This window comes from Coleofasciculus sp. G1-WW12-02 (assembly GCF_040219735.1).
Lineage (GTDB): Bacteria > Cyanobacteriota > Cyanobacteriia > Cyanobacteriales > Coleofasciculaceae > Coleofasciculus.
The window spans coordinates 38016-63867 of the sequence record NZ_JAVJRX010000169.1; the positions used below are offsets into that span (position 1 = coordinate 38016).

The following is a 25852-nucleotide window of genomic DNA, read 5'->3' on the forward strand; positions in this document are numbered from 1 at the left end:
TTTTTGGGTATACATCCCTCTTAAGTATAATTTCGTTTCTAACCTAGGTCATAAATAAACAGTTACCAACAATCCTACATGAGGGGGAATGTATTTCTTTTAATCTAAAGGGTATAATAAGCTGTCAAACTAAAAGGAAACCAACATTATGCAATTTATCCGCGAAAAACTCTTTTGTGCACGCCCATTGCGTTTTTTAATTGCCGCTTCACTTTGTACATTTTTGTTTTTATCAAACGCTTTGCCGGCGGCGGCTGTGGGTGGCTCTGACAAAGGTGGCACAACCCTAGATCAAATCGTCGAGAAAGCTGAGCAAGTCGTGAAACAAGAACCTCGTTCTATGCAAGAGGTACAAGCTGAGGCGAATAAAAATACGAATTCCGTTCAAGGCTCAGCTAATAAAGAAAAGATGGAGAAAGCCGAAAATTCTATGTCAGGACCTCCCATGGCAAAACAAGCTAACGAATTAGTAAAAGAGATCAAAGATTCCGATTATGATTAGAGCCTCACTGCATAGTTAATAGATTCCCTCGCTAGCTTCAAAGACTATAGCGAGGGATAGAATGTCCGGTTCAATACTTACACCCTTGCTGAAGGCAAGACTTCAGAACAGAAGGCTCCAGGGTATAGGTAAAAGGAAATACGGTGTTTTGGCAAACAATCGGGTTTACTTATTACCTTCTCTACAAAAAGCTTCTAAAAGAGTTTATATGAGCGCACAGTTTCCCATTATAAAATATATAGTATCAAAAACTAAGTGAATTGTCTAGATTTTGATCAAAAATGCTGAAATCCCCGACTCAGGGTTAATAATTCATCCGCATAAATTCCCGTGCTATCTCTGAGACAAACCTCCGTACCGGATGTAATGTAACCAATAATTGCTGATCCGGCTGGCAATTTCTTGACCAATTCCTGCGCCAAGGGTTGAGGTAGACATACCACCAGTTCAAAGTCTTCACCCCCATACAAAACCCAATCCCAGACTTGTTCAGGAGAAGCCAGCTCAGGCAATACTGAGGGAATGGGAATAGCATCCCGTTCCACAACAGCCCCCACTCCACTCGCCCGACAGATTTGGGCGATCGCATCGGCAAGTCCATCGCTGCTATCCATTGCTGTTAGGGGGATTGGGGATTGGGAGGCTAAAATTTCCCAGAGTTGGGGTAAGATATCGAACCTCGGCTGAGGGCGTTGGTGGGCTTGGATGAGACGCGATCGCTCTTTTTCACTCAACTCTTTCCCGAATTCTGGATTCAGTAATAATTCCAACCCGACTCGTGCTGCACCATGCACTCCCGTCACCACGATTGCATCTCCGACTTGAGCCTGACAACGTCGCATGACGCGCTCTCGTAAGACTTGACCGAATGCGGTAATTGACACCGTAATCACCGGGGAATGACAAACATCACCCCCGACAATGGGCGTATTATACAACTGTAAACACTCAGACATGCCTTGGTAGAGTCGTTCAACCCAACTCACCGCCACATCACCCGGAAGACTCAAACCAACAGTAATCCCCAGAGGCGATGAACCCATTGCGGCTAAATCCGATAAATTCGCCGCCGCCCCACGCCAACCCACATCTTCCGCCGAAGTCGTGCGATCGCTAAAATGGATTCCATCCACCAACACATCCGTTGTCACCACTAATAACTGCCCAGGTTCTGGACTCGGCATAACCGCCGCATCATCACCCACAATATCTGAGGGACAAAAGCGCTGTAATCGTTTTAAAACACCCTGTTCGCCAATATCTCTAATCACATCATTAGTCATTTGTCAATTTATTGGTTTCATCATTCATTGCGCCGATGCAGTTTAGGAAAGCGATAGTAGGTATCTCCATCCGCATCAACTTCTGGGACAGCATTAAACACCTGAACTTGGTGTTCCAAATACTGCTGTGCGATTTCGGGTTCAACTCTAGCCGTCGCAGCTAACTGAATCAGAGAAATACAGCTATTTTCAGCTTCTAATAACTGATAAAAGCTTTCCTCTAGCTGATTTTGTTGGCTGCGGGTGGCTCTTTGCAGGAACAAGATACCTAAGACACCTAAAGTGATGACCAATAGCAAATCAATAATTGGCATATTCAAGGAACAGGGAATGGGGAACGCAGAACAACTGGAGTACCTCCGATAACCTGCAATTGATCCCACGCTCACCTTTCGGGTTGAGACGTGGGATCAATTGCTATTTAAGCTAAATTATCAGCACCCTGAACGACTTTAGCTGACTCAATGATATCGCCAAGTTCCAGCTTATCTAATACATCTTTCCCCTCGACAACATAACCAAAGACAGCATAACGCCCATCCATGAGATTAAAGCCGGGAGGGGTTAACTCAGTATCAAACTTAAAGAAAAAGAACTGAGAAGAACCACCATTGGGGTCATCTCCTGGACGCGCCATGGCGACAGCACCGTAAGCGGAGAAAGGAAGCACGGGTTCATCTAAGTAAATCCCCGCCTGTTCTAAGGTCATACCATAGATAGGTTCCTCATCTCCCCTAACTAACACCTCCAAGGGAATAGCCCGATATTCCCCTGTTTTGGGTTCGATAAACCCAGCTTCAGGTCCGGGTGGATCACCGGTTTGGACGTAGAGCTCGTCTGTGCGAGTAATTGCCAGACCATCATAGAAACCCCGTTGCACCAAATCAACAAAGTTACCCGCCGTAACCGGGGCGCTATAACCATCGACGACTAGGGTTATATCACCTTTATTCGTCGCTATCTCTACCGTGGCGCGACCTTTGAGTTGAGGCAAATTGCTGTACTCTGAGGGAACGTCAAAGGGAAATCCCTTGACCATCATTTGTTCGAGTTCGCCCACTTTGTCAAGGATTTTGCCTCGCTCAATCCAGATGGCTTCTTTATCCTTGGCTTCAACCGCTTCTCGGAGTGAAACGATATCATCTCTCATGGCAGTAATGATCGCTTCAGCTTGCGGTTTTTGCTCCTCTGGGATGTCAGCCAGCACTTTTTCTGGGCGATTGCTCAAAATGACATCCGCTTGAGTAATATCCCGATTAATCGGACTCCAGCGTTTTCCTCGTAACTGAGTGGCAATATCTTCTAGACTCGCTTGCACATCCCGCACCGCTTGGTTATCAATGGGCAGAGCATACCGCAACAGGGCTTTGCCATCTGTAATCGCATTCCCTTGCGCCAAGCGACTTTCTCGGACAGGTTGATCATTGCCAAAACTCCACCAGGCGCCGCTTAAACCTACGGAGAGTGTCACCAGTAGCAGCGCCACAAAACTGGTTTTGATCAGGCGTTGGCACCAATCGAGCTTGAGAATTTTTAAAGGTCGCATAAACATATTGCCTAAGGCTGAATACCATTAGGGTTGAGGCTAACTTACAGTATGGAAACAGACATTCTTCATATTGCCATAAGCGGTGTCCGTGCCAAAACTGCACGAGTGCGATATCTCCTGTGCACGCCTGTCGAACCCCTGCTCTGTGAATTGACCGGAAAGTTGGGTTTCAAGCCCCGTCCTTCTAGGACGGATTTTTCCGGTTAGAGTTTATTATCCAGGGTAGGATAATTGAGGAGACACACTTGATGGGCATGAAATCAAGGTATCAGTATCGTATCTATCCCACCCCTGGTCAGCGTCAATCATTGGCGCGGCTATTTGGGTGTGTCCGGGTAGTGTGGAATGATGCCTTAGCCTTGTGTAAACAGGCTGATAAACTGCCCAAAAACAGTGAGTTACAGAAGACTTGCATTACTCAGGCTAAGACAACCCAGGCTAGGGAGTGGTTGACTCAAGTTAGCAACATTCCTCTCCAACAGTCGGTTGCCGATCTGGGTGTGGCATTCAACAATTTCTTCTGTTCCCGTTCCGGTAAGCGCAAGGGAAAAAAGGTAAACCCGCCACGGTTCAAACGGAAAACCAATCGCCAAACCGCAAGGTTCACCAGGGGAGGGTTTAAGGTCAAAGCGGCTAAGGTCTACCTTGCCAAGATTGGAGACCTCAAGGTCAAATGGTCGCGTTCCCTTCCCAGTGAACCCAGCTCGGTTACGGTGATAAAGGACTGTGCTGGTCGGTACTTCCTCAGCTTTGTCGTTGAGGTACAACCGGAAATCAAGCCAGCTAGATTCCCCTCGGTTGGGATCGACCTAGGGCTGAAAACCTTTGGATGCTGCAGCAACGGGGACAAGGAATATAGCCCCGACTATTCCCCCCTGTACCGGAAGTTAAAGCGCTCTTCACGACGGTTAGCGAAGCGGGAACGGGGAAGCAAAGGACGGGAACGGATGAGGGTCAAGGTTGCCAAGCTGAATACCCAGATAAGGGATAAGCGAAAGGATTTTTTGCATAAGCTGTCTTCTGAGATAGTCAACGAAAACCAAGTTGTTGTCTTAGAAGACTTGAATGTTAGCGCAATGGTAAAAAACCGCAAGTTATCAAGGGCGATATCCCAAGCGGGATGGCGCGAATTCCGGTCAATGTGTGAGGCAAAGTGCAGCAAATACAACCGGGATTTTCGGGTCATCAGCCGATGGGAACCCACCAGCCAAGTCTGTTCTAAATGTGGCTACCGATGGGGAAAGATAGACCTATCGGTGAGGCGGATCATTTGTATCAACTGCGGTGCAGAACACGATCGCGACGATAATGCCTCGGTGAACATTGAGCAGGTTGGGTTGAGACAGGTCGGGGTAGGGCATACCCACGACAATAAATGGACAGGGAGCGCGTGTAAGACCTCAAAGGAGGCAGTGTGTGAGGAGCTGTCAACCCGTCGAAGGTGCAGGCAATCATTCATTGATTGGCTCACTGGTAGGGAATCACCGTCCTTGTAGGGCGGTGAGGATGTCAATAGGGCTATGTTCCTCAACAAGGGTAAAATGAAGTGCCGATTGTTATGGGTGTAGTAGTTCACTGAGGTCTTGCGTTACACTGACTAACTAATTTCCGTATTTTTTCAGGAAATTAGAAGCTGTAGATTAGTTTATTGATAGGAAAGCGGCATACCCCGCCCCGCTTTCCTCTCCGGCGAAACCATCAAAGGCGTAAGCAGGAGTCTCCAGCGGGAAAGAGGACTAATGATTTCAAGTAATGACTTTCGCACGGGTGTCACGATTGAGTTGGAAGGATCGGTGTGGCGGGTGGTGGAGTTTCTCCACGTTAAGCCCGGAAAAGGTTCGGCGTTTGTCCGCACCAAGCTGAAAAATGTCCAAACTGGGAATGTGGTGGAAAAAACTTTTAGGGCGGCGGAAACAGTACCCCAGGCTACCCTGGAAAAACGCACCATGCAGCATACCTACAAAGATGCCGACCAATTTGTCTTCATGGATATGGAAACCTTTGAGGAAAATCGTCTCAATGAAGACCAAATTGGCGATCGCGTCAAGTATCTCACCGAAGGGATGGAAGTCAATGTGGTGACTTGGAATGACCAAGTACTAGAAGTGGAGTTGCCAAACTCCGTGGTGCTCGAAGTTGTGGAGACTGATCCGGGTGTCAAAGGTGATACCGCGACAGGTGGCACTAAACCGGCTACGGTTGCTACAGGAGCGCAAGTGATGGTACCGCTATTTATTTCCGTCGGCGAGCGGATTAAAATCGATACTCGTAACGATTCGTATCTTGGTCGCGAGTAAATGGATCGGAACCAATCAATCAACAGTATTATCGGGTGTTGGGTTTCAAGGGGTGGGGTTTTGGCTGGTTGAACCGCAATATAAGGCGGATACCAAACACCCATGAAAGCCCCGCTCAAATCCTGTCAATCCTGCCTGAGGATCATGTAAAACAAACAAGCGTGAATCTTCTTTAGAATTCCTACTCTCTAAATTTAGTTGTGCCACTAGACTTCAACCAAATCCGTGAACTGCTAACCGCGATCGCTCAAACTGATATTGCGGAAGTAACGTTAAAAAGTGCTGATTTTGAACTGACGGTACGCAAAGGATTGTCCGCCAGCCCTCCTATCGACTCGACGGTGAGTCGAACAGATCCCGCCGTGGCTTCCAGCTTGGGAACGGCTGTGGCTGGAGTCGCTCCCCCAACGCCCCCCGCTCTTATACCCGAGGTAGCACCGTCTGGGTCCCCAGCAACAGCTTCAGCTACACCGTCTGCAAAAGTAGAGTCACAATGGGAAGAGGTGAAGTCGCCCATGGTTGGCACATTTTATCGGGCACCATCGCCAGATGATGCTCCTTATGTCGAAGTTGGCGATCGGGTTCGCGTCGGTCAAACGATCTGTATCATTGAAGCGATGAAGCTGATGAATGAACTCGAAGCCGAGATATCAGGACAAGTGATAGAAATTTTGGTCGAAAACGGCGATCCGATTGAATATGGTCAACCGTTAATGAGGATTAATCCAGGGTAAATGAGCAGGAGTGATGATTACTCTATTGTTATAAATTGACAAAAAATAGGCTAAAATTTGATGATCACCTAAATTTCGGGTTAGACCGATGCCAAGACTAAAAGCTGTCCCCCAAGAGGTCGTCCAACAAGTTTCTGAGTATTTTAGTATTTTAAGCGAGCCCATGCGCCTGCGCCTGCTGAATTTACTCCGCGAAGGTGAAAAATGTGTCCAAGAATTGGTAGAAGCTACAGAAACGAGTCAGGCAAATGTCTCTAAGCACCTAAAAGTGATGCTTCAGGCGGGAATACTCAGCCGCCGCACTGAAGGCACATCTGCCTACTATAAGGTGGAAGATGAGCTGATTTTTGAGCTATGTAATTTAGTATGCGATCGCCTCGCTACCCGCATCGAACAGCAAGCCCGCCATTTTCGCAACTTCAGCTTAACCAATAAAGGTTGACTTCTCCCTGGTATAGCATTTTCGGAACTTTAGCTTAACCAATAAAGGGTAAGTATTCCTTAAAAACGACGAACCCCACCGTCAACTTCAATTCTCTCCGACTATTTAGAGTGGAAAGTTTGTCTCAAAATCTTGGCGAGTCATTGGTTGATCGACGATCAACCCTTCACCTCCTAAGACTTCTAGGGGTTTTCCTCCCACATCAATCCAGACCTGAGCATCCGGATCTAAACTAGTGGCTGTGTAGATAATTTGTCCGAGGCGGCTTTGCATGGAAGCACTGCCACCCCCTGTGGTAAAGTCTTCAGATAGATCCAGATGCACTCCGTCAGATTTGACAGACAGATTCCGTAGCTGAGTTTCTTCGGGAATTGCTGATGCAATTGCTTCCTCCTCAGGTCCAGCCAGTAATTGCTGGAATGCCATCTCTAACGCTTCAGAGGGGTTATCCGCATTTTCGACAGTGATGGAACTGGGAACCAGTTCAATTTGATTATTGACATCATCAACCCAATACACTTGAACCTTTTGTTCTGTCGCTGGCGGCGTGTCTTGGGGCGATTGGGAGAGGGTAGGAACTTCGGATTGGGGGGGTGAGGCGGTAGTCCTGTTCCACGCCCACCAAGCGCCTCCAGCACCGGCGGCTAACATTACGACGGAAACACCAGCAACCAAACTTGTGGGAATACGACGTGTGTCTTGTGGATTTTGCATACTTATTACCTTTCTAATCGTTCAAGGTTTTGTCGGATTAGGAAAAAATGTGATAGGTCTTCTAGTCTTTGACGTTTGAACTTGGAGGGTGGGTGCGAGTTAAGTTATCAGTTTTTGCCAAATCTTATCGGTAAAACCCGCCTCTACCCGATAACAGACGTTGCATAGGTTTCTTGTTAACCGACGTTCTAGTCCCCTGGTGGTACATCAGCTCGCACAAATGCTGCTACCTGTAGATCCTGATTATCTATCTCTAATTGTAAGAGTCTGACAGTAATACCAGCATCTTCCAAGCTACGGAGATTGACGCTTTCGCTTAATCTCCTGGCGAACCCTTCAACTAAGCGAGACGGAAGCGCTTGACCATCCACGGTAACCTTTGGTTCAATCAGTTGCAAACGATTTCCGGCTTCAATCCCCAATCCGGATTCCACAACGATGGCTAGGGATTGACGATTCCCTTCCACCGCATCCACTTGGAAACGCAGGCGATTATTTCCCAGCAACTCTAATTGAGGATTGAGAAACTGGTAACGCTGTGCGGTATCTCCCGATAGACGACTACCCAGTTGTTGCAATTTTGCCGTTACTCGTGCAGACTGAAGCATCTGGTTGAGATCTGATTCGGTGAAAACCAAACGCACCCCTGCTTGTAACGGTTGACGCAATGATGCTAAGGGAGAGGTTTGACCCTCCTGTCTTAAACGTTTTATATCCAGATTAATCGGATCAGTTTCTACCTCCAGAGCATCAATCCGAATTTCTGGCGTCAACCATAACCCTCGACCGGCGATACGGACTTGTTCGAGTTTCCCTTGCAAAGCTCGGTAATTCGGTGTATTGTCAATCCGAACATCGAGCTGTTCGACTTTCTGCAATTGAGAACTCAGGACATTTTCCACCACGCGATCGATGATTAAGCCCGGAGGGGAAACCAGCGTGAGTAACCCTGATAGGAGAATGCTCAAAATTTCCATGATTTAGTGGAGTAGGTTGGTCAGTTGAATGGTCGATAAGCCATGAATTATTATGGACAACAAGATAGTATAAATTAACTTCGAGTTCCCTCCCTTGACAAGGGGAAGGTTAGGGAGGGGTCTTTCCCCTAGTTAATTAACCAACAGGATCATCTATTCCACCATCTTAGCTGTGCTACGCCATTCTTTATTGCTCCCCCTGCTTTTAGCACCCAGCCAACAGGCTGATTCCCACCGGGGTGATGATCATTCGACTCAAACCTGATACCTGATCATTTGAGCTAAGAAACATCAATTGTCTTTTCTTCCACCCGCAGATAGATGAAGACTAGTCCTAGTCCTCAATTACAGTAGGACAATACCGCATAATTTTATAAACCCATGACTTTAATTGCTGGAAAACCCACTTCATTTTGGATTGATTCAACCCCAACCTCTACATTTTCTCCCTTTATCAATAATCTAGTCGTCGATGTGGCGATTGTGGGTGGGGGAATGGCTGGATTAACCGCTGCAACACTCTTAAAACGTGCGGGTAAAACCGTTGCTGTGATTGAATCTCAACGAGTTGCCATGGGGGTAAGTGGTCATACAACGGCAAAGATAACTTCGCTGCACCAGTTAATCTATGCCGATCTAATTCAGCAATTCGGGGAAGACAAAGCTCGCCTTTATGGAGAGTCTAACCAGGCGGCGATTGAGCAGGTGGCTCAACTGGTCAAAGATGAACAGATTGATTGCGATTTTAGCCGTCAAAGTGCCTACACCTTTGCCGATTCTCCAGAAAATTTGAGTAAAATTGAAGCCGAAGTGGAAGCGGCGGTAAAATTGGGACTTCCTGCTTCTTTTGTGAAAGATACCTCACTCCCCTTTCCGATTGCGGGAGCGGTTAAATTTGAAAATCAAGCGCAGTTTCACGCCCGGAAATATTTGCTCCATCTGGCTAGAACGATTCCGGGTAATGGTAGCTATTTATTTGATGATACGCGAGTTGAAGGCGTTGATGAAGATAGCCCTTGTCAAGTTAAAACGACTCGGGGGGTACTTAAAGCCAAAGATGTTATTGTCACGACAAATTTACCCATTCTGGATCAGGGACTCTTCTTTGCTAAAGCTTATCCGAAACGTTCTTATATTGTCGCCGCTTCGATTGATCCAGCCAAAGCACCCGATGGGATGTTTATTGGTGTCGGTGAGCATTATCGATCGCTGCGGACGACGCCCTACAATAATGGTGTACTCTTACTGATTGGTGGTGAGAGTCATAAAACGGGTACAGTCAGCCAGACAGAGGAACGATATTTGCGTTTAGAAGAGTATGGTCGCACCTATTTTGGCATTGATACCTTCGAGTATCGCTGGTCAACCCAGGATATGGTGTCTTTTGATAAGTTACCCTACATTGGCAAATTGACCCCGGTAAACAATCATATTTACGTCGCCACGGGATTTAGTCTCTGGGGTATGACTAAGAGTACCCTATCGGGGATGATCCTGTCTGATCTGATTTTAGGACAATCCAATCCCTGGGCAAATCTTTATGACGCTACTCGCGCCACTCCCTTTATCTCGGAAACCTCGCTCAAAGAGAACCTGGATGTGGGTAAGCATTGGATTGGCGATCGCTTGAAGGGATTAGATAACTCCTCTTTCGCTGATGTTAGCAAAGGGGAAGGGAAACTGCTCACCCTTGATGGGAACAAAGTCGCCGCTTACCGGGATGAAAAGGGTTCAATTCATGCGGTTTCCGCCGTTTGTCCTCACTTAGGCTGTATTGTTAACTGGAATAGCGCTGAGAAGAGTTGGGATTGTCCCTGTCACGGTTCCCGTTTTAGCTGTGATGGACAAATTCTCCACGGACCTGCGGTTAAGGAGATGGAACGGGTTAAATAACTCAGTTGGGATGAGGTGTATCCCAATTGTGCGTAGTGGGAGCATCTTGCTCCCCTTAGTTAGTCTGAGTTTCTATCTTTCATTATGGGTTTAGCCTATTTTAAAGCAACTCAATCACTTAATCCAATCTTAAGTTTTTTACTTTCCAGGGATTGCCGTGCTACTTCAGCTAGCCCCTCAAAATCTTGGAAAATTTCTTCATAGGCAGGATCATCTCTAAGCCGACGCCAAAATTTAATAAATCTCAGCCCACAATTATACAGTGCCGGAGCTAATTCATCGCGTAAAATCCTGACCATTGGGACAGAATCACCTGAGAGGAGTACATAATCACCTTCTGGATCTAGTCTTAGATAGCCGTAATAACGAAAATATGTGACAACAATGTGTTTCTCAGCTACTAAGTCTGGAATAAATTGGAAGCAAAGATTATGGACAGTGGCTTCCAATTCATCTTCGACACGGATATCAGGCTGCCCCGGAGAACTGATAACAACTGCTCCGTTAAGAACTTCCCCATAATAGTTTCCATCCTCCAGCAGTTCTAAGCGAAAGGTGTCAAAATTCGCGTTTATTTCTTCCTCACTCACGCATAAATCCCTGTTAATGTTCACACAAAAAGTGACCTCGACAGTCATGATGTCCTCTGCTTACTTTTTCTTGCCTACGGCTTCACATCACTACCTACCGCAGTTAGTAGTCGCTTCAACTGATCCACGTCGGTCACGCTATCCAGTAGGAGTACAAGATCATCTACCCCACCGACATCATCCAGCAGCTTCACTAAATCATTCACGCCGCCGAGGTTATTCAGCAGCGAATCCAGCACGTTTTTATCAAGTTTACCTGCCAGCTCATCAATCTTATTAATAACTGCATCAAGGTCTGCTGCATCGTGGAAGTACTTCTTCAGTCCAGGATGATCTCCAGGCAAACCAGAGCTACTCAGAAAAGCTTTAATGCGATCTCCCTGTACTGCTGTCGCGCCTGATGGAATACACGGACTATTACACAAAGTAAGCACCTTGCGTACATCAGGGTCTATGTTGGCATAGACGCGCCATAGCTCTGGGTTATCTTTAAAGAATTGCTGCGTCTCAGGGGTGAGCTTCTTCTTCTTTTGCCTTAATTTTGACAAACGCTTCCTGTACACCTTTAGCAGCAGCTTGGAATGACTCCTGCCCTCAAGTCACTAGATCCTTGACACCGTTCGACACAGCCTGCACTAAAGACTGTGCCGCACTTAACAAGGGTACTCCAGTAATTCCTCCTAGCAATCCCAGCACCGCTTCGCTCAGTTGCACTGCCTGGTTAACCAAACTGGTAACAGTAGACTGCACCGCCTGACTGAAACCCTGTACCGCACTCAACATTTGCGGTAAAATCGTGTGACCCATTTGGGCGTGGGCACTCTTGACTATATTTGGATCATCTTTGTGTGCCCATAGCCATTGCACAGACTGCACCAATTGCGGTACAAACTTGACAACCGCAGCAATCATCCCTACGGGGGAGAATGCTAGCAACACCGTGCCTACTTTTTTCAGGGGTTCGATAACCGGAGCGAATGTCGTCTTAATTTGCCCCCAGGCTTCTGAAGCTTTGGTCTTTAACCACAATCTTGCCATCTAAGCGGGCGCAGACACCGTAATTAGTGGCGACAAGCATCGTTTCTCGCAATCGCCCCGTCACTTCTAAACTGTCGCTCAACGCGGCGGCTAATCTTGGTTGATCAATATTATCTCCTGGTTCATCCGGTAAGGGGAAATCATCGGGTAGCTTCTCCCAGGTAATTTTAGTTTTGGCTGTTACCGTTGTCATCAGGTATCCTCTCCCTATCCGTAAGCCCTATTGTAGATAAACATAGAGCGCGATCGCATGACTTGATACACTAATAAAACAGTGGATAGCGTGTTTCTATCCCAGACAACGACCAAGGAATGACTGGGAATGGCAGAGGATTTTTCAGTTGATCAGCTTTTGGATAAAATGAGCGAAGCCTACGAAGATGCCGGAAAGGACACCGGACAGTGTAATGTATTGGTAATTGGCAAAACGGGTGTGGGCAAAAGTACACTGATTAATGCTATTTTCCAGTCTCGTCTAGCCGAAACGGGGGTTGGTTATCCGGTTACCCAAACCATCCGACGCTACCGGAAAAAAGGCTGTCCGATTACGGTTTATGATACACCCGGACTCGAACTCAATCCAGAACAGATTCAACAGGTGCGCTTAGATGTAGCAGAACTCATTGAAACGCAACGGTTACAAGCGGCTAAAGAACATATTCATGTAATTTGGTACTGTTTAGAACATGAGGCGGGACGGTTTGATCAAGTTGAAGCAGAATGGCTGAATAGGCTAAATCTACAAGATGTACCAATTATTTTAGTCTTAACCCAAACTTTAACCCGAAAGCGCAGTGAGTTTCAAGTCTTCTTGGATAGTAAAAATTTACCTGTTTGTCAGGTTGTGGCGGTTCTCGCTGAGCCTAAACCCATCGATGATGATTATACGATTAAAGTCCATGGTTTAGATCATCTGGTTGAAGTAACGGCTAACCTTCTGTCTACCGAAGCACGCAAGGCTTTTCTCAGAGAACAGACGCGCAATATTACCTTAAAATCCAGTGAGGCGTTTAAATATGTGAGTGGATATGTAGCGGGTTCTGCATTAATCGGTGCATCTCCGATTCCCTTTTCTGATGCACCGATATTAGTCACCATGCAAACTGTGATGCTGGCGAATATCACGGCTATCTTTGGCTTACCCTTTGACCGTGCCTTTACCAGCACCGTACTCTCGACGATTGTCGGGGTTGGCGGCGTGGCAACCGTTGGCAGAGCGATCGCGGCGAACTTACTTAAAATGATACCCGGTGCTGGGACAATTGTGGGGGGTGCAATCTCCGCCTCCACCGCCGCCGCACTAACCTTGGCACTGGGTTTAGCTTATATCGAGTCTCTTAAATATTACCTGAAACGTAAGCTGGAGGGAAACGAAATTCCTCTATCTGAACTGGCAAAAATTATTCTTGAACAATATAAATTTTATGCCAAAACGGGTCAAAGAACCCTGAAAGATGAAACCGTGACACCCCCTCGTCAAATCGATATTGAATAACTAATAAGCATATCCGTAAACATCAATTATAGCAATCGCCATAGCGGTTAGGACGCATCTTATGGTAGAGACGTTGCATGCAACGTCTCTACAACAGTTCGGAAAGTCCTAATCGATGTGTCTACTACTATACCAGGCAATGGCAATCGCTTTTTCACACCCACCTTTCAGTTTGGCTTTAAGAATGGCATTGGCACTGTCTTGAATACTGGCTGATTGAGCGCTCTTTCTTGACCTTGAATGTCGTTAAAGGGTTTATAGGAGCGCACATTTTCCCATGATATAAAAATACCTGAAAAGGCAACAAAAGTCAAGGGATGAATCGATTTTTTTCGGATATAATGTATGAAGTTATAGAATTGGTCTATCAGACCTGTAGTTATTGGGAAGGTAGAATTACTCTTGTAAAGAGCGCCGTGCAGCGGCTAAAAGTAACCGTTGTTCTGCGCGAGCGATCGCGTGATAAGTCGCTGCGACATCATTCACATCCACAGAAATAGACTGAATCCCCCATTCCACCAAAGATGTAACTAATTCCGGATACTGGGCTGGGGCTTGACCACATATTGCACAAGGGATACCCGCCACATTTGCCATATCAATCAATTGCTTAATCGCTCCCATGACAGCGGGATGACGTCCATCTAAACTTGAACCCAACTCCCCCAAATTGCGATCGGCGGCTAATAACAATTGCGTCAGATCATTCGTCCCAATCGAGATTCCCTGCACACCCGCCTTAACATAATCCGGCAGTAAAAACAGTACCGATGGAACTTCTGCCATAATCCAAAGTTGAAAGTGATGATTATCCATTAATCCCGCTTGTTCCACCCGACGGCGACAAAAGGTAAACTCTTCAACTGTTCGTACAAAAGGCAAGATGAGCTGAACATTACTATACCCCTGAGCATAAAGCTGGTGTAACGCCGCCAGTTCCAAATCAAAACTCGTCGGATCATGTAAATAGCGATAAGTCCCCCGTCGCCCCAACATCCCATTCACCACGGGTAACGTCGAACCCGTCATATCCGACTTATCCCCATGGATCAATTCCGCTTCGCCCCAATCCAGAGAGCGATAAAATACAGGTCGTGGCATCAACGCCGCCGCAAACTCCCTGATTAATTGAGCAAGGCGGGTAACTAACTCCTGTTTGCGCCCCTGTCGCAACCATTCCTGGGGGGGTTGATTATCCAACACCTCCAAAATCATCAATTCCGATCGCAATAAGCCAATTCCATCAATCGGTAAATCCCGAATTCGTTCCAGAGATTGAGTTTGGCTGAGATTCACCAACAATTGAGTAGCAATGGGAAATCGGTTATACTCCCTCTGTGATGGGGCATCAGCAAGAGTTTTCCGCTTCTGAGACGTGACATCGGCTGCTTCTACCTGTTCTGCGGCATCCCTGGCTAAACGTTGAATTTCGCCGCGATCGCCATCCACCAACAGTACCTCCCCAGTTTTTACCAATTGGGTAATCCCAGGGACACTAACCACCGCCGGAATCCCCAATTCCCTAGCCACAATTGCCCCATGACTCGTCATTCCCCCCTGTTCTGTTACCACACCGGCGGCTTGTTTTAACATCGGTAACCAATCGGGAGCAATCGTTTGAGTCACTAAAATCCGATCCGGGGGGATAGCCTGCCAATCTGGCTCCTCCCCAACCATCACTTGTGCCACGGCTGTTACTTGTCCAGACGCCGCCGGTAATCCTCGCAGTGGCTGAGGTTGGGATAGGAAGGGTTGAGAGGAAGAAGCAGACTGAGGGCGAAATTGAGTCACGTACAGTTGAGATTCTGGAGTGTTTGGAATTTTACAAAGAGTCCAGTCAAAAGAAAAGGGGGGATTGAATTGCGTTTGCAGTTTTCCGGATAACGCCATAATCTGTTGCCAAGCGTTATCGTCCAAAACAAACTGCTGCTGTTCTCCTTGAGTGAGGGGATAAGCTTGCACGGCATGTCCTGTCGGTTTGGGGTTAAGATAATAAGCCAGGGTTTTATTTCCCCGTAACGCGAGCAGAACGTGATGGGTAGGAATTGCGATTTGATAGGTATCTGGTAATACTTTGCCCTGAGTAATCGCCATACCCAGTCCCCAAACGGCTTGGATTTGCCAGATATCGGATTGCGCTTGGAGGACACCAGAAGCAACCGTTTCATAGATCGGTTGTACCAGAACCGCTAAATTAATCTGATCTAGTCCCATCCCAACACGTTGCCAGTAAAATAGGCTTTTGGCTCGAAACAGTTCTGCCCACACCTGCTTTAAGGTATGGATCAGAGCATCCGGGTGTTTGCGGCAATAATGAGATGCTAAAAGTTCTGGAATTGGCGCAGACTCTACCCAATCCTCGCGGTTAACCTGATGGGTGGACATCTGAAGGTGCGATCGCACATCGGGAAATGATACAGATGGCTGTAAAATCAGGGCTGGGGCGTCTAGAGTTTCAACCCCATCGAGAATCTGCGATCGCCAACCTTCTGGTACAGTGGCAGAGGTAATCCCTTGGCGAATATGTTGGGCAACCTGTTGCAACTGACGGGGATTATCAACATTCACGTATAACGAGGATTGAGGTAAATCGGCTAACAACGGTTCAGATTGACTCAAAGAAGCGATTACTTGCCAAAACGCGATCGCTGGAATGACAAAACCAGGAATAACCGGATAACCTTGTTGCCACAGTTGACTCAAGCCGAAGGCTTTCTCTCCCACAAGGGAACGTTGTGATGGTTGAATCTGATCCAGCCAGTAGAGATTGTCCACAATTTGCTTTGGAATACCACTCGCGGTTAAGTGATCTAGAATAACGGAAACTCGATTAGCCAACAGTGTTGAGTGTGTAGGGGCAGGTTTAGGGAATCTCTTGTCGCTATTGATGATAACGTTTGTGCAAAACCCGCCCTAACCAAGTAGGGGCGGGTTTCACTACTATCGTTTTTGACCTCACCCAGATGTAACTAAACCCGCCCTGACTAAGGATTGACTTCTGTTTTCTGGGTTGCATGAGTAGAATGGCATAAGTCTTGTTAGGATAAATGTGAACAGTAGGTCTTGAATACTGGGTATGTCATCAACCTCAACCCCTTTACCCGATTCCCTCGCCAAAATTGTGCAGCGATTTAAGCGACGGACGAATCCTAAACAACGGTATGAACAGCTTCTGTTGTATGCCAAGAAGCTTCAGGATATGCCAGAAGCGGACAAAACGCCGGAAAATAAAGTACAAGGCTGCGTCTCTCAGGTTTACATCAGTGCCAACCTAGAAGATGGAAAGGTATGGTATCAAGGGGATTCAGATGCCCAGTTAGTCAAAGGGCTAGTCGCGCTGTTGATTGAAGGGTTGAATGGACTTCCCCCAGATGAAATTATCAACGTTTCCCCAGAGTTTATCCAAGAAACGGGGTTAAATGTCAGCTTAACCCCCTCTCGTGCTAATGGCTTTTATAATATTTTCCAGACGATGAAGAAAAAAGCCCTGGGATTTAAACTGGCGACGAATCCTAGTTAGCGAATTACCCTCTGCCTTTCTTTTATCAAACCGTAGAAGCCCTTAATTGTCCACAAGCGGCGTCTTTTTCTAAACCGCGAGGACGACGCACGCTGACGGCAATGTTATGCTGTTCTAAGGTCTCAACAAAGGCTTGAATCCGGCGGGGACTAGGACGCTGATAATCCACTTCGCTGATGGGATTGTAGGGAATCAAATTAACGTGACTCTGAAACCCGCGTAGGTGTTGAGCTAATTCTATTCCATGTTCGGGCTGGTCATTGAGTCCTGCCAATAGGATATATTCAAAGGTGACTCGGCGTCCGGTTATCTTGACATAATCCCGACATTCCTGTAGTAAATCGGCTAAAGGATAGTGTTTAGCACTGGGAATCAGTTGTTCGCGCAGTTGCTGATTAGAAGCGTGGAGACTGACGGCAAATGTCAGTTGCAGTTTATGCTCTGCCAGTTGACGGATGCGATCGCGAATGCCTACGGTGGAGATAGTTAGCGATCGCATACCGATGCCAATATCCTGATTGAGGGATTGCACCGCAGCGAGAACCGTCTCTAAATTGAGTAAGGGTTCTCCCATACCCATAAATACAACATTACTCACCCGTTGCCCAAAATCTTCCTGAACCGTCAAAACTTGATCAACAATCTCATGACGTTGGAGATTCCGGGTAAATCCGCCTTTCCCCGTCGCGCAAAAGTCACACGCCATGGGACAACCGACTTGGGAGGAGACACAAACCGTTAACCGATTAGCGGTGGGAATCCCCACTGTTTCGATAATATTGCCATCTGCCAACCGCAGCAAATATTTAACCGTGCGATCGGGAGCCTGAGAGCGATAATGTAAAGTAGAGCGACCAATGGGGACATCAACTAAAGCCTCTCGCCATGACTTGGAAAAGACCGAAATCTCACTTAGCGATCGCGCCCCTTTTTGATAAATCCAGTTATGAAGCTGGCGCCCCCGATAGGCGGGTTGTCCTTGCTGTTGTACCCACTGGGTTAACTCAGCGAAACTTGCCCCTAATAGGGGTGTATTGGTTACATCTTGCTGACTATTTTCTGGGGAGACGGGAGAATGGGGGGACGGGGTGACGGGATAAGCCATAAGTCTGATGATTCTTTGATTCCACAGATTGTTTATTTTGTCAAGAACATTAGCGGGAATAGAAATGAGAGTGAAGCCGTCGGGTTTAGATCTGATTCTACCGCCTCAGTAGGAGTTGGAGTGGGGAACCGTCGGGATAAAATTAATAAAGAATAAATTAACTCAATTATTGCTCTAATCAAAAGATAGCCAAATTCTCTCTAAGTTAGGTTGGTGAAAATAAATCCTACTATATTAATTGATGTAAATCTTCCTCAAACCCTTCCATAAGACGTAGCTTGCTTCTCGCTCCCTTGATTATGACATAAGACGAATGACACAAGACGAATGACAAAAAAAACCAAACTGATCAAATGTCCAACTGGCATCCAAGGACTTGATGAAATTACCAATGGCGGATTACCTCAAGGGCGTCCCACATTAGTTTGCGGTCAAGCAGGCTGTGGTAAGACACTCATGGCAATGGAATTTCTGGTACGCGGCGCCATGGAGTACGAGGAACCGGGTGTTTTCATGTCCTTTGAAGAGTCGCCAGAGGAACTGACGGAGAATGTCGCCTCCCTCGGTTGGGATTTACCAGCATTAGCCGATCAAAAGAAGCTAGCGATTCATTATGTGCATATTGATCGTACTCAGATTCAGGAAACAGGTGAATATGATCTCGAAGCCTTATTTATTCGTCTCGGCTATGCCATTGACTCAATTAACGCCAAGCGAGTTGCCTTAGACAGCTTAGAGGCTTTGTTTGCCGGATTGCAAAATAATGCGATCGTGCGTTCTGAATTGCGGCGACTGTTTCTTTGGCTTAAGAAAAAAGGAGTGACGGCGATTATTACGGGTGAAAGTGGTCAAAATACCCTCACCCGTCAAAGTTTAGAAGAATACGTTTCTGATTGTGTCATCTTCCTCAATCAACGGATTATCAATGAACTGGCAACACGACGGTTACATATTGTCAAATATCGCGGTTCCAGACACGGTACAAATGAATATCCCTTCTTAATTGAAGAAGACGGCATTTCTGTATTACCCCTTACCTCTGTGGGGCTAGATTATCAGGTATCCAATGAGCGAATATCCACCGGTGTTGATCGCTTAGATACCATGCTGGGAGGTGAAGGATATTTTCGTGGGAGCAGTATTTTGATTTCCGGTACAGCGGGAACAGGAAAGAGTTCGCTTTGCGCCCATTTCGCCGAGGCAACTTGCTTGCGAGGAGAACGATGTCTCTACTTTGCATTCGAGGAATCGGCTAGTCAGATTATCCGCAATATGCGATCAATTGGCATTGATTTGGAGCCATCTGTACATAAGGGTTTATTAAAAATTAAAGCGATGCGTCCCACCTTTTATGGGTTAGAGACTCATCTAGTCAAAATTCATCATTTTGTCAATGATTTTAAACCCACCGTTGTCATCATCGATCCCATATCAAATCTGACGGATATCGGCAACTCTATGCAAGTGAAATCATTTATGATGCGTCTGATTGATTTCTTTAAAACGCACCAAATTACCACGGTTTTAACCCATCTCAATTTAGGCGGCAATCCCCAGGAACAGACAGATCTGGGCATTTCCTCGTTAATGGATACGTGGTTGTTGTTGCGGGATGAAGAAAGTGGCGGCGAACGCAATCGCTTACTTTATGTCCTGAAATCTCGCGGGATGAAACATTCTCATCAAGTCCGTGAATTCCGTTTGACAGATAGGGGAGTGCAATTAGTTGATGTGTATTTGGGAGCCAGTGGTGTCATGGCGGGAACCGCACGAACCATACAAGAAGCGCAAGAAAAAGCAGAAGCATTGGTTCGCAGACAAGCCATTGAACGTAAGCAGCATGAAATCGAACGCAAACGCCAGATTATGGAAGTTCAGATTCAAGCCTTGCAAGCTGAATTTGAAACTCAAAAAGAAGAAATCGAACAAATGATTCAGCAAGAGAAGTTGCGGGAGAATACACTTATACAGGATCGGCAAATACGGGCGCAGCTACGTCATTCTGATTCTAGAGAGACTTGAGAATAGGAATAAATAAATATACGTAATACGTAATCCGGAATAAAAAAATGGAGCGTAGTGTAGCGAGCTTTTGAGGAAGTCACGGTACAATGACTAAATTGGTATGATCGGAGGTAAAACAGAGCGTAATGAATAATTTTGAAAAAAACGAGAATCCGCTGGAGTTCATTGACAACTCTCAATCAAGTTTCGAGGCGCTGGAAAATCTGGAGGTAGAAACTTATGTTTTACGTTTGTATGTTGCTCATAATAATTTCAAGTCCATCCAAGCTGTTAAAAACCTAAAAATTATCTGTGAAAAATACTTAAAAGGACGTTATGAACTGGAAGTAATTGACATCTATGAAAATCCAGAACGTTTAGAGAAAGAGCAGATTTTTGCTGTGCCAACTCTGATTAAAGAACTGCCTCCTCCTTTACAGCGATTAATTGGAGATATGACAGACATCGAAAAAGTTAGGATTTGTTTAAGTCTTTGAGTGATGAAAATATTGGTCAACGCCATCGGTCGATTACTTGCCAGAGTATGGAACTGCCCAAACTTGATAAGATTGAGTATTGATTAGAAAATTTTCCGAAAAACTGGTAACATTAGCAACACATAAGCCAACAGCATCGAATCTACCGTCTGATTAGAGAACACAGCTAAACCGTGAAACCCAATCGTATTACTCCAGAACCTGGTCAAGAATCTGTCTGGGATTACCCACGTCCTCCACGCCTAGAGGAGACAACAAAGCATATTCGGGTAATCTTTAACGGGATTGCGATCGCAGACACCCGACGGGCAAAACGGGTATTGGAAACGAGCCATCCTCCCAGTTATTACATCCCACCGGAAGACATCAAGCTAGAACACCTTCCTAAGACAGAGCGTAAAAGTTTTTGCGAGTGGAAGGGAGTGGCTGGATACGCCGACGTTGTGGTGGGTGACAAGCGGGCTGCTAATGCTGGCTGGTATTATCCTGAACCAACTCCAGAGTTTTCCTCAATCAAAGACCATTTTAGCTTTTACGCCAGTAAAATGGACGCCTGCTATGTCGATGATGAGTTAGTTCAATCCCAGCCGGGGGACTTCTACGGGGGATGGATCACCAAGGATATTGTCGGACCATTCAAAGGTGGAGCCGGAACAATGGGATGGTAGAGTTGAGCCTGGAAACTCAGGCAAACATGTTGTTTAATTCACTCTCCGTTGTTTAATCTCCGCTATACCCAAATGCTGCAAGCCATACCTTCCCTGATCCTGGCGTTTCAATTTGCCTCTCCAGGACCGATTCTGGTGAAGCTAGGACCACTGACTATCCGGTGGTACGGTTTATTAATTGCTTCAGCCGTATTAATTGGAGTCAGTCTGTCCCAATATTTAGCCAAACGTCGTAATGTTGACCCAAACGCGATCGCTGATTTGGCAATCTGGCTAGTGATTGCGGCAATTCCCTGTGCCAGACTGTACTATGTCTTGTTTGAGTGGGAACAATACGCCCAACGCCCGGAAGATATTATTGCAATTTGGAAAGGCGGTATCGCGATTCACGGTGCTATTTTGGGGGGACTTGTCGCCACGATCATTTTTGCCCGTGTTCAGAAACTATCGGTTTGGTTATTAGCTGATTTGGTTGTTCCTTCGCTGATTTTGGGGCAAGCTATTGGACGTTGGGGAAATTTCTTTAATTCAGAAGCCTTTGGTAGTCCCACAAATTTGCCGTGGAAACTTTATATTCCTCCCCAACAGCGCCCTCCAGGGTACATGAATTATGAGTACTTCCATCCCACGTTTCTTTATGAGTCGTTGTGGAATGCATTGATTTTTGTGATACTGATCACCTTGTTCTTTCGGGATTTGAAACGGAAACCGCACCTGAAAGTGGGAACATTGGCGCTCATCTATCTGGTGGGTTATAGTGCAGGTCGCATTTGGATTGAAGGATTGCGAACGGATAGCCTCATGGTGGGACCTTTACGCATTGCCCAAATAGTCAGCTTAGTGTCAATTCTCTTAGGATTGGCAGGTTTAGCATGGCTCTATTGGTTCCGTCGTCCTCTACCCGATGTTGTACCACCAGAAAATCAGCAATGGGATACAGTTTCTGAGTAACACAGGGGTCATTGGTGTCAACTTAACGCTAAAAGCAGGGGGAGCAGGGGGAGCTGGGGGAGCTGGGGGAGCTGGGGAAGCTGGGGAAGCTGGGGTTGTAGAGACGTGCCATGGCACGTCTGGGAGCAGAGGGAGCGGAAAAAACGCAAAATCTATTAAAAAATTTTTTAGCGGATGGTGTAAGATTTGAGTTTAAACTTTATAATTCTACAAATGACCAATGACACATAATAAAAGTCCCAGAGAAAAAATCTCTAGGACTGAACCAGGGTGCATCTACCACTTCTTATTTCCTATCTCCATGAACTTGCTCCGGAAAGATTGCCTAAAAAAACAAAAGTCCCAGAGAAAAAATCTCTAGGACTGAATCAGGGTGCATCTACCATTTCTTTCTTCCTATCCCCATGAACTTGCTCCGGAAATTTATATGTATCAAACCTCTGACTCTACTCAACGTCAAAACCCTCTCCCTTCTCTAGCCCCAGCCGTCTACATCATTGGTGCCGGTCCTGGAGATCCGGAGTTATTAACCGTTAAAGCGGTGAAAATTCTGCAAAAAGCAGATGTTATTTTATTTGCCGACTCCTTAGTGCCATCACAAATTTTGCAGGAAACCCGTCCTGATGCAGAAATTATCCGAACTGGGAATAAAACCCTAGAAGACATCTTACCCCTGATGATCGAACGAGTGCGATCGCAAAAATCAGTCGTTCGTCTGCATTCGGGTGATCTGAGTCTATACAGCGCCATTCACGAGCAAATGCAAGCCCTTACCGAGGCGGAAATTCCCTTTGAAGTGATTCCTGGGATTAGTGCTTACCAAGCGGCTGCGGCTAAACTAGGGGTTGAACTCACAGTACCGGACGTGGTACAAACCATTATCCTGACGCGCATTAGTGGTCGAGCATCAGCTGTACCCGAGCCGGAAGAATTAGCATCCTTAGCCGCGCATCAAGCCAGCCTCTGTCTTTATCTAAGCGCTCGTCATGTAGAAGCCGCCCAAGCCAAACTCCTCCAGCATTATCCAGCCAATACCCCGGTTGCTATCTGTTTCCGCATTGGTTGGTCGGATGAAAAAATCTGGCTTGTCCCTCTAGAACAAATGGCAGCACTGACTCACCAGGAAAATCTAATTCGGACAACACTTTATATTATCAGTCCCGCCTTGAGAACACCTTGGTCTTTACCAGAGGCAATATCTAGCCAAGATACTAAGACAGGGACACGTTCCCGCCTCTATCACCCAGAGCACTCCCACCTCTTTCGCCGCGAGGGGAGATAGGGTGCACAGGGGATTCAGGGAGCAGGGTTGTAGGGGCGGGTTTTACCCATAACGTTCTGGAGACACCCCTAACTTGACTAAACCCGCCCTTGCAGGAGAAGAGGAGATTAGATTGACCTGCTCCCATTAGAATTCCCTGCGAGTATAGTGATTGTATTGCCTTTTCTCTGTTCCCCAGTCAACTATGAAGCCAACCGTCTGTCCTAAATGTGGTGAAAGCTTAGAGTCTATCACCCATGGTGGCATAGAAGTCGATCGCTGCTGTAACTGCAAAGGGATTTGGTTTGATTCTCTGGAAGCTGAAAAACTCAAGCGGATTAAAGACTCCGAGAGTTTGGACATTGGATCTCCAGAAATGGGACATCAATTTGATCAAGTGGATGACGATGTGGACTGTCCTCGCTGTGGCGCGACGATGTTTCGCATGATTGATATTGACCGGTATAGTATCTGGTATGAAAAATGCCCCCAGTGTCACGGCGTCTGGTTAGATGCGGGTGAATTTAAGAAGTTTAAGCAGAATTTCTCACACAAAGGGATTCTAGGTCGAGTTCGCAAAACCTGGCGTCCTCATTAGCTTATCCGTTGTGGGGGGAGCAGGGGAAGCAATGTTCCAGACGTAATACCGAGTTGCGCTCAAACATAGTAGATAGGAAAAGCAGGGGAAGCAGGGGAAGCAGGGGGAGAGAAAGTTATATCTTTGAATGCAACTTGGTATAAGGCGTGGAACGTCTGGAAAGAGGGGGGTTGGGGCGGGTTTAGTCACATCAGGGTCAAAAAGAAACGATAGTAGTAAAACCCGCCCCTACAAACCATGTTCCCTCGAACAAAGTGAAGGGTCAAAACTCTCCCCTGCACCCAAAATCCCTGACCTCTTGGTACACTGAATGCCAGATCTGTGCAATTTAGGGAGAGGATGCCTTGCTAGACGAACAAGCGAAAAAAACGATGCTGCGTAAGATTCCCCATGGTCTATATATCTGCGGCGTCAAAGAGGGTGATAACTTAAACGGTTTCACCGTAAGTTGGCTGATGCAGTCTTCCTTTGAACCGCCACTGGTGGTCAATTGTATTAAGAAAGAGACGGGATCTCACGAAATGCTGAAAAAAAGTGGGGTGTTCAGCATCAGCTTCCTAGACAGTGGACAAAAAAACATGGCGGCGAAATTCTTTAAACCCCAAAGCCGGGTTGGGAATAAGTTCGAGGATGTGGAATTTTATGAAGGAGAAGCCACCGGCTGTCCGATTATTTCTGACTCCCTCGGTTACATCGAATGTAAAGTAATCGATGCGGTGGAAAAGGGGGATCACAGTGTTTATGTGGGTGAAGTGATTGCCGCAGGTGTCCACCGGGAAGGAGAACCGCTTTCACTCGAAAGCACCGGTTGGCAATATGGTGGCTAGAGACTGACCCCATATCCCAAATGGTTTTGATGAAGTTGCAAGACTAAACATAATGCCTCTGATTAAAGTTCAATCATCTGTGACGAATCTAGAACCTACCCTAGTGGAAGGGTTGCTGAAAATCCTTTCCGCTAAGCTAGCCCAGCATGTAGGCAAGCCTGAATCTTATGTGATGACGGCATTTGAAGAGGGTGTATCCATGACTTTTGGCGGTACTGTTGAACCCACCTGCTACATAGAAGTCAAAAGTATTGGCACGATGAGTCCAGCCCAAACCCAGGCAATGAGTCAAGACTTTTGCCAGGTGATTAGTGAAAAGCTGGGTGTCCCGATTAAGCGAATTTATATTGAGTTCGCTGATGCCAAGGGTAGTATGTGGGGGTGGAACGGTACAACCTTTGGTTGAGGGGTTGGTTTTATCCTGATTAAGCCTTTGCTGTTTTTAGGGATAGCAGATAATATCCAAAAGCTAACCCGTGCTTGTTGGGGACAGGACATCAAACCAACCTACTCTCGTTGACATGAACCCAAAGTAAGCCCCCCTTAAACTGAAGTTCCCCCTGTCCAGATGTACTACAGGGGACTGAACTCCTACTGCATAAGCATTTTAGCAATTTAGCCCCTCAAATCGTACCCATGTATTTTTAAGATTTTCTTAATATTCTTAGGAGAGAATCTGTGAGACAATTGTAGTCATGTACATAGAGCGTGTTCCTAACAGAAATTCTCCCCCAGCCGTATTACTTCGCGAGTCCTACCGCGAAGGAAAGAAAGTGCGTAAACGGACTCTAGCTAACCTGTCCAAATTGCCGGATGAAGCGGTAGATGGTTTAAAGATTCTCCTCAAAGGTGGCAAAGCCATCGAAGACATAGAGGAGGCGTTTAACATAGTTCGCTCTCGCCCTCA

26 protein-coding genes and 2 pseudogenes are annotated in these 25852 nt (G+C 46.4%); 17 read left to right on the top strand and 11 right to left on the bottom strand.

Annotation, left to right across the window (positions count from 1 at the left end; all coding sequences use genetic code 11):
* The first annotated feature begins 148 nt into the window (after positions 1–148).
* A complete protein-coding gene (locus RID09_RS27010; protein ID WP_446339008.1) occupies positions 149–502 on the top strand; it encodes a hypothetical protein in 354 nt (117 codons plus the stop codon).
* A gap of 275 nt (positions 503–777) precedes the next feature.
* Here RID09_RS27010 and thiL read toward each other — a convergent pair whose 3' ends face one another.
* The 3 genes from thiL to RID09_RS27025 all read right to left on the bottom strand — a co-directional run bounded on the left by thiL (position 778) and on the right by RID09_RS27025 (position 3331).
* Positions 778–1785, bottom strand: coding sequence for a thiamine-phosphate kinase (thiL, locus tag RID09_RS27015; RefSeq protein WP_446339009.1), 1008 nt, complete (start codon positions 1783–1785; stop codon positions 778–780).
* A 20-nt stretch (positions 1786–1805) separates the two neighbouring features.
* Positions 1806–2099, bottom strand: coding sequence for a hypothetical protein (locus RID09_RS27020; protein WP_446339010.1), 294 nt, complete (start codon positions 2097–2099; stop codon positions 1806–1808).
* A gap of 107 nt (positions 2100–2206) precedes the next feature.
* Entirely contained in the window at positions 2207–3331 is a 1125-nt protein-coding gene (locus tag RID09_RS27025; protein ID WP_446339011.1) for a peptidylprolyl isomerase, read from the bottom strand.
* A 257-nt stretch (positions 3332–3588) separates the two neighbouring features.
* On the opposite strand from RID09_RS27025, the gene RID09_RS27030 reads away from it, so the two are divergent.
* The 4 genes from RID09_RS27030 (at position 3589) to RID09_RS27045 (ending at position 6807) form a co-directional block, all read left to right on the top strand.
* Positions 3589–4830 carry an RNA-guided endonuclease InsQ/TnpB family protein gene (locus RID09_RS27030; protein ID WP_446339012.1) on the top strand — a complete coding sequence of 414 codons (1242 nt, stop codon included), beginning with the start codon at positions 3589–3591 and terminating at the stop codon, positions 4828–4830.
* Between the two features lie 243 nt (positions 4831–5073).
* On the top strand, positions 5074–5631 hold the full coding sequence (gene efp, locus RID09_RS27035) for an elongation factor P (RefSeq protein ID WP_446339013.1): 558 nt from the start codon (positions 5074–5076) through the stop codon (positions 5629–5631).
* 200 nt (positions 5632–5831) lie between these two features.
* Positions 5832–6365, top strand: coding sequence for an acetyl-CoA carboxylase biotin carboxyl carrier protein (gene accB / locus RID09_RS27040; RefSeq protein WP_446339014.1), 534 nt, complete (start codon positions 5832–5834; stop codon positions 6363–6365).
* A gap of 88 nt (positions 6366–6453) precedes the next feature.
* A complete protein-coding gene (locus tag RID09_RS27045; protein ID WP_446339015.1) occupies positions 6454–6807 on the top strand; it encodes an ArsR/SmtB family transcription factor in 354 nt (117 codons plus the stop codon).
* A gap of 105 nt (positions 6808–6912) precedes the next feature.
* Here the strand turns inward: RID09_RS27045 and RID09_RS27050 are convergent, their stop codons facing one another.
* On the bottom strand, positions 6913–7521 hold the full coding sequence (locus RID09_RS27050) for a GerMN domain-containing protein (RefSeq protein ID WP_446339016.1): 609 nt from the start codon (positions 7519–7521) through the stop codon (positions 6913–6915).
* A 188-nt stretch (positions 7522–7709) separates the two neighbouring features.
* Positions 7710–8498: an LmeA family phospholipid-binding protein gene (locus tag RID09_RS27055; RefSeq protein ID WP_446339017.1), complete on the bottom strand. Its 789-nt coding sequence runs from the start codon at positions 8496–8498 to the stop codon at positions 7710–7712.
* Between the two features lie 381 nt (positions 8499–8879).
* Between RID09_RS27055 and RID09_RS27060 the strand changes: the two genes are divergently transcribed.
* Positions 8880–10391 carry an FAD-dependent oxidoreductase gene (locus tag RID09_RS27060; protein ID WP_446339018.1) on the top strand — a complete coding sequence of 504 codons (1512 nt, stop codon included), beginning with the start codon at positions 8880–8882 and terminating at the stop codon, positions 10389–10391.
* 110 nt (positions 10392–10501) lie between these two features.
* On the opposite strand, the gene RID09_RS27065 is transcribed toward RID09_RS27060, so the two are convergent.
* The 4 genes and pseudogenes from RID09_RS27065 to RID09_RS27080 form a co-directional block, all read right to left on the bottom strand.
* The gene (locus RID09_RS27065; protein ID WP_446339019.1) at positions 10502–11029 is read right to left on the bottom strand and encodes a hypothetical protein; all 528 of its coding nucleotides are present in this window, start codon (positions 11027–11029) and stop codon (positions 10502–10504) included.
* A 26-nt stretch (positions 11030–11055) separates the two neighbouring features.
* Positions 11056–11529 carry a hypothetical protein gene (locus tag RID09_RS27070; protein WP_446339020.1) on the bottom strand — a complete coding sequence of 158 codons (474 nt, stop codon included), beginning with the start codon at positions 11527–11529 and terminating at the stop codon, positions 11056–11058.
* Positions 11530–11575: 46 nt separating this feature from the next.
* The gene (locus RID09_RS27075; RefSeq protein ID WP_446339021.1) at positions 11576–12019 is read right to left on the bottom strand and encodes a hypothetical protein; all 444 of its coding nucleotides are present in this window, start codon (positions 12017–12019) and stop codon (positions 11576–11578) included.
* Positions 12000–12212, bottom strand: a pseudogene (locus RID09_RS27080) (Uma2 family endonuclease); the annotation flags it as partial. The gene RID09_RS27075 and the pseudogene RID09_RS27080, both read right to left, overlap by 20 nt.
* Before the next feature lie 129 nt (positions 12213–12341).
* Here RID09_RS27080 and RID09_RS27085 point away from each other — a divergent pair.
* Positions 12342–13514, top strand: coding sequence for a GTPase (locus RID09_RS27085; protein WP_446339022.1), 1173 nt, complete (start codon positions 12342–12344; stop codon positions 13512–13514).
* Positions 13515–13910: 396 nt separating this feature from the next.
* On the opposite strand, the gene RID09_RS27090 is transcribed toward RID09_RS27085, so the two are convergent.
* Positions 13911–16352, bottom strand: a complete 2442-nt coding sequence (locus tag RID09_RS27090; RefSeq protein WP_446339023.1) for a putative PEP-binding protein — start codon at positions 16350–16352, stop codon at positions 13911–13913.
* Between the two features lie 238 nt (positions 16353–16590).
* On the opposite strand from RID09_RS27090, the gene RID09_RS27095 reads away from it, so the two are divergent.
* Positions 16591–17034: a SufE family protein gene (locus tag RID09_RS27095; RefSeq protein ID WP_446339024.1), complete on the top strand. Its 444-nt coding sequence runs from the start codon at positions 16591–16593 to the stop codon at positions 17032–17034.
* Between the two features lie 25 nt (positions 17035–17059).
* On the opposite strand, the gene rlmN is transcribed toward RID09_RS27095, so the two are convergent.
* The gene (rlmN, locus tag RID09_RS27100; RefSeq protein WP_446339025.1) at positions 17060–18139 is read right to left on the bottom strand and encodes a 23S rRNA (adenine(2503)-C(2))-methyltransferase RlmN; all 1080 of its coding nucleotides are present in this window, start codon (positions 18137–18139) and stop codon (positions 17060–17062) included.
* Between the two features lie 327 nt (positions 18140–18466).
* Here rlmN and kaiC point away from each other — a divergent pair, with 327 nt between their 5' ends.
* The 9 genes and pseudogenes from kaiC to RID09_RS27145 all read left to right on the top strand — a co-directional run.
* The gene (kaiC, locus tag RID09_RS27105; protein WP_446339026.1) at positions 18467–20161 is read left to right on the top strand and encodes a circadian clock protein KaiC; all 1695 of its coding nucleotides are present in this window, start codon (positions 18467–18469) and stop codon (positions 20159–20161) included.
* Positions 20162–20289: 128 nt separating this feature from the next.
* On the top strand, positions 20290–20640 hold the full coding sequence (locus tag RID09_RS27110) for a circadian clock KaiB family protein (protein ID WP_446339027.1): 351 nt from the start codon (positions 20290–20292) through the stop codon (positions 20638–20640).
* A gap of 173 nt (positions 20641–20813) precedes the next feature.
* Complete coding sequence (locus RID09_RS27115) at positions 20814–21308, top strand: DUF427 domain-containing protein (protein WP_446339028.1); 495 nt, start codon at positions 20814–20816, stop codon at positions 21306–21308.
* Between the two features lie 72 nt (positions 21309–21380).
* Positions 21381–22259, top strand: a complete 879-nt coding sequence (gene lgt, locus RID09_RS27120; RefSeq protein WP_446339032.1) for a prolipoprotein diacylglyceryl transferase — start codon at positions 21381–21383, stop codon at positions 22257–22259.
* 427 nt (positions 22260–22686) lie between these two features.
* Positions 22687–23541 (top strand): precorrin-4 C(11)-methyltransferase, encoded by an 855-nt coding sequence (gene cobM / locus RID09_RS27125; protein WP_446339033.1) that lies wholly within the window; start codon positions 22687–22689, stop codon positions 23539–23541.
* A 184-nt stretch (positions 23542–23725) separates the two neighbouring features.
* A complete protein-coding gene (locus tag RID09_RS27130; protein ID WP_446339029.1) occupies positions 23726–24118 on the top strand; it encodes a zf-TFIIB domain-containing protein in 393 nt (130 codons plus the stop codon).
* A gap of 344 nt (positions 24119–24462) precedes the next feature.
* Positions 24463–24945, top strand: coding sequence for a flavin reductase family protein (locus RID09_RS27135; protein WP_446339030.1), 483 nt, complete (start codon positions 24463–24465; stop codon positions 24943–24945).
* A gap of 52 nt (positions 24946–24997) precedes the next feature.
* Positions 24998–25351, top strand: coding sequence for a phenylpyruvate tautomerase MIF-related protein (locus RID09_RS27140; RefSeq protein WP_446339031.1), 354 nt, complete (start codon positions 24998–25000; stop codon positions 25349–25351).
* 289 nt (positions 25352–25640) lie between these two features.
* Positions 25641–25852: pseudogene (locus RID09_RS27145) on the top strand (IS1634 family transposase); the annotation flags it as partial.

What these genes read in the sequence shown, in the direction of transcription:
- RID09_RS27010 (WP_446339008.1), top strand. Translation starts at nt 149, where the DNA reads ATGCAATTTATCCGCGAAAAACTCTTTTGTGCACGCCCATTGCGTTTT.
- thiL (WP_446339009.1), bottom strand. Translation starts at nt 1,785, where the DNA reads ATGACTAATGATGTGATTAGAGATATTGGCGAACAGGGTGTTTTAAAA.
- RID09_RS27020 (WP_446339010.1), bottom strand. Translation starts at nt 2,099, where the DNA reads ATGCCAATTATTGATTTGCTATTGGTCATCACTTTAGGTGTCTTAGGT.
- RID09_RS27025 (WP_446339011.1), bottom strand. Translation starts at nt 3,331, where the DNA reads ATGCGACCTTTAAAAATTCTCAAGCTCGATTGGTGCCAACGCCTGATC.
- RID09_RS27030 (WP_446339012.1), top strand. Translation starts at nt 3,589, where the DNA reads ATGAAATCAAGGTATCAGTATCGTATCTATCCCACCCCTGGTCAGCGT.
- efp (WP_446339013.1), top strand. Translation starts at nt 5,074, where the DNA reads ATGATTTCAAGTAATGACTTTCGCACGGGTGTCACGATTGAGTTGGAA.
- RID09_RS27045 (WP_446339015.1), top strand. Translation starts at nt 6,454, where the DNA reads ATGCCAAGACTAAAAGCTGTCCCCCAAGAGGTCGTCCAACAAGTTTCT.
- RID09_RS27050 (WP_446339016.1), bottom strand. Translation starts at nt 7,521, where the DNA reads ATGCAAAATCCACAAGACACACGTCGTATTCCCACAAGTTTGGTTGCT.
- RID09_RS27055 (WP_446339017.1), bottom strand. Translation starts at nt 8,498, where the DNA reads ATGGAAATTTTGAGCATTCTCCTATCAGGGTTACTCACGCTGGTTTCC.
- RID09_RS27060 (WP_446339018.1), top strand. Translation starts at nt 8,880, where the DNA reads ATGACTTTAATTGCTGGAAAACCCACTTCATTTTGGATTGATTCAACC.
- RID09_RS27065 (WP_446339019.1), bottom strand. Translation starts at nt 11,029, where the DNA reads ATGACTGTCGAGGTCACTTTTTGTGTGAACATTAACAGGGATTTATGC.
- RID09_RS27075 (WP_446339021.1), bottom strand. Translation starts at nt 12,019, where the DNA reads ATGGCAAGATTGTGGTTAAAGACCAAAGCTTCAGAAGCCTGGGGGCAA.
- RID09_RS27085 (WP_446339022.1), top strand. Translation starts at nt 12,342, where the DNA reads ATGGCAGAGGATTTTTCAGTTGATCAGCTTTTGGATAAAATGAGCGAA.
- RID09_RS27095 (WP_446339024.1), top strand. Translation starts at nt 16,591, where the DNA reads ATGTCATCAACCTCAACCCCTTTACCCGATTCCCTCGCCAAAATTGTG.
- rlmN (WP_446339025.1), bottom strand. Translation starts at nt 18,139, where the DNA reads ATGGCTTATCCCGTCACCCCGTCCCCCCATTCTCCCGTCTCCCCAGAA.
- kaiC (WP_446339026.1), top strand. Translation starts at nt 18,467, where the DNA reads ATGACAAAAAAAACCAAACTGATCAAATGTCCAACTGGCATCCAAGGA.
- RID09_RS27110 (WP_446339027.1), top strand. Translation starts at nt 20,290, where the DNA reads ATGAATAATTTTGAAAAAAACGAGAATCCGCTGGAGTTCATTGACAAC.
- lgt (WP_446339032.1), top strand. Translation starts at nt 21,381, where the DNA reads ATGCTGCAAGCCATACCTTCCCTGATCCTGGCGTTTCAATTTGCCTCT.
- cobM (WP_446339033.1), top strand. Translation starts at nt 22,687, where the DNA reads ATGTATCAAACCTCTGACTCTACTCAACGTCAAAACCCTCTCCCTTCT.
- RID09_RS27130 (WP_446339029.1), top strand. Translation starts at nt 23,726, where the DNA reads ATGAAGCCAACCGTCTGTCCTAAATGTGGTGAAAGCTTAGAGTCTATC.
- RID09_RS27140 (WP_446339031.1), top strand. Translation starts at nt 24,998, where the DNA reads ATGCCTCTGATTAAAGTTCAATCATCTGTGACGAATCTAGAACCTACC.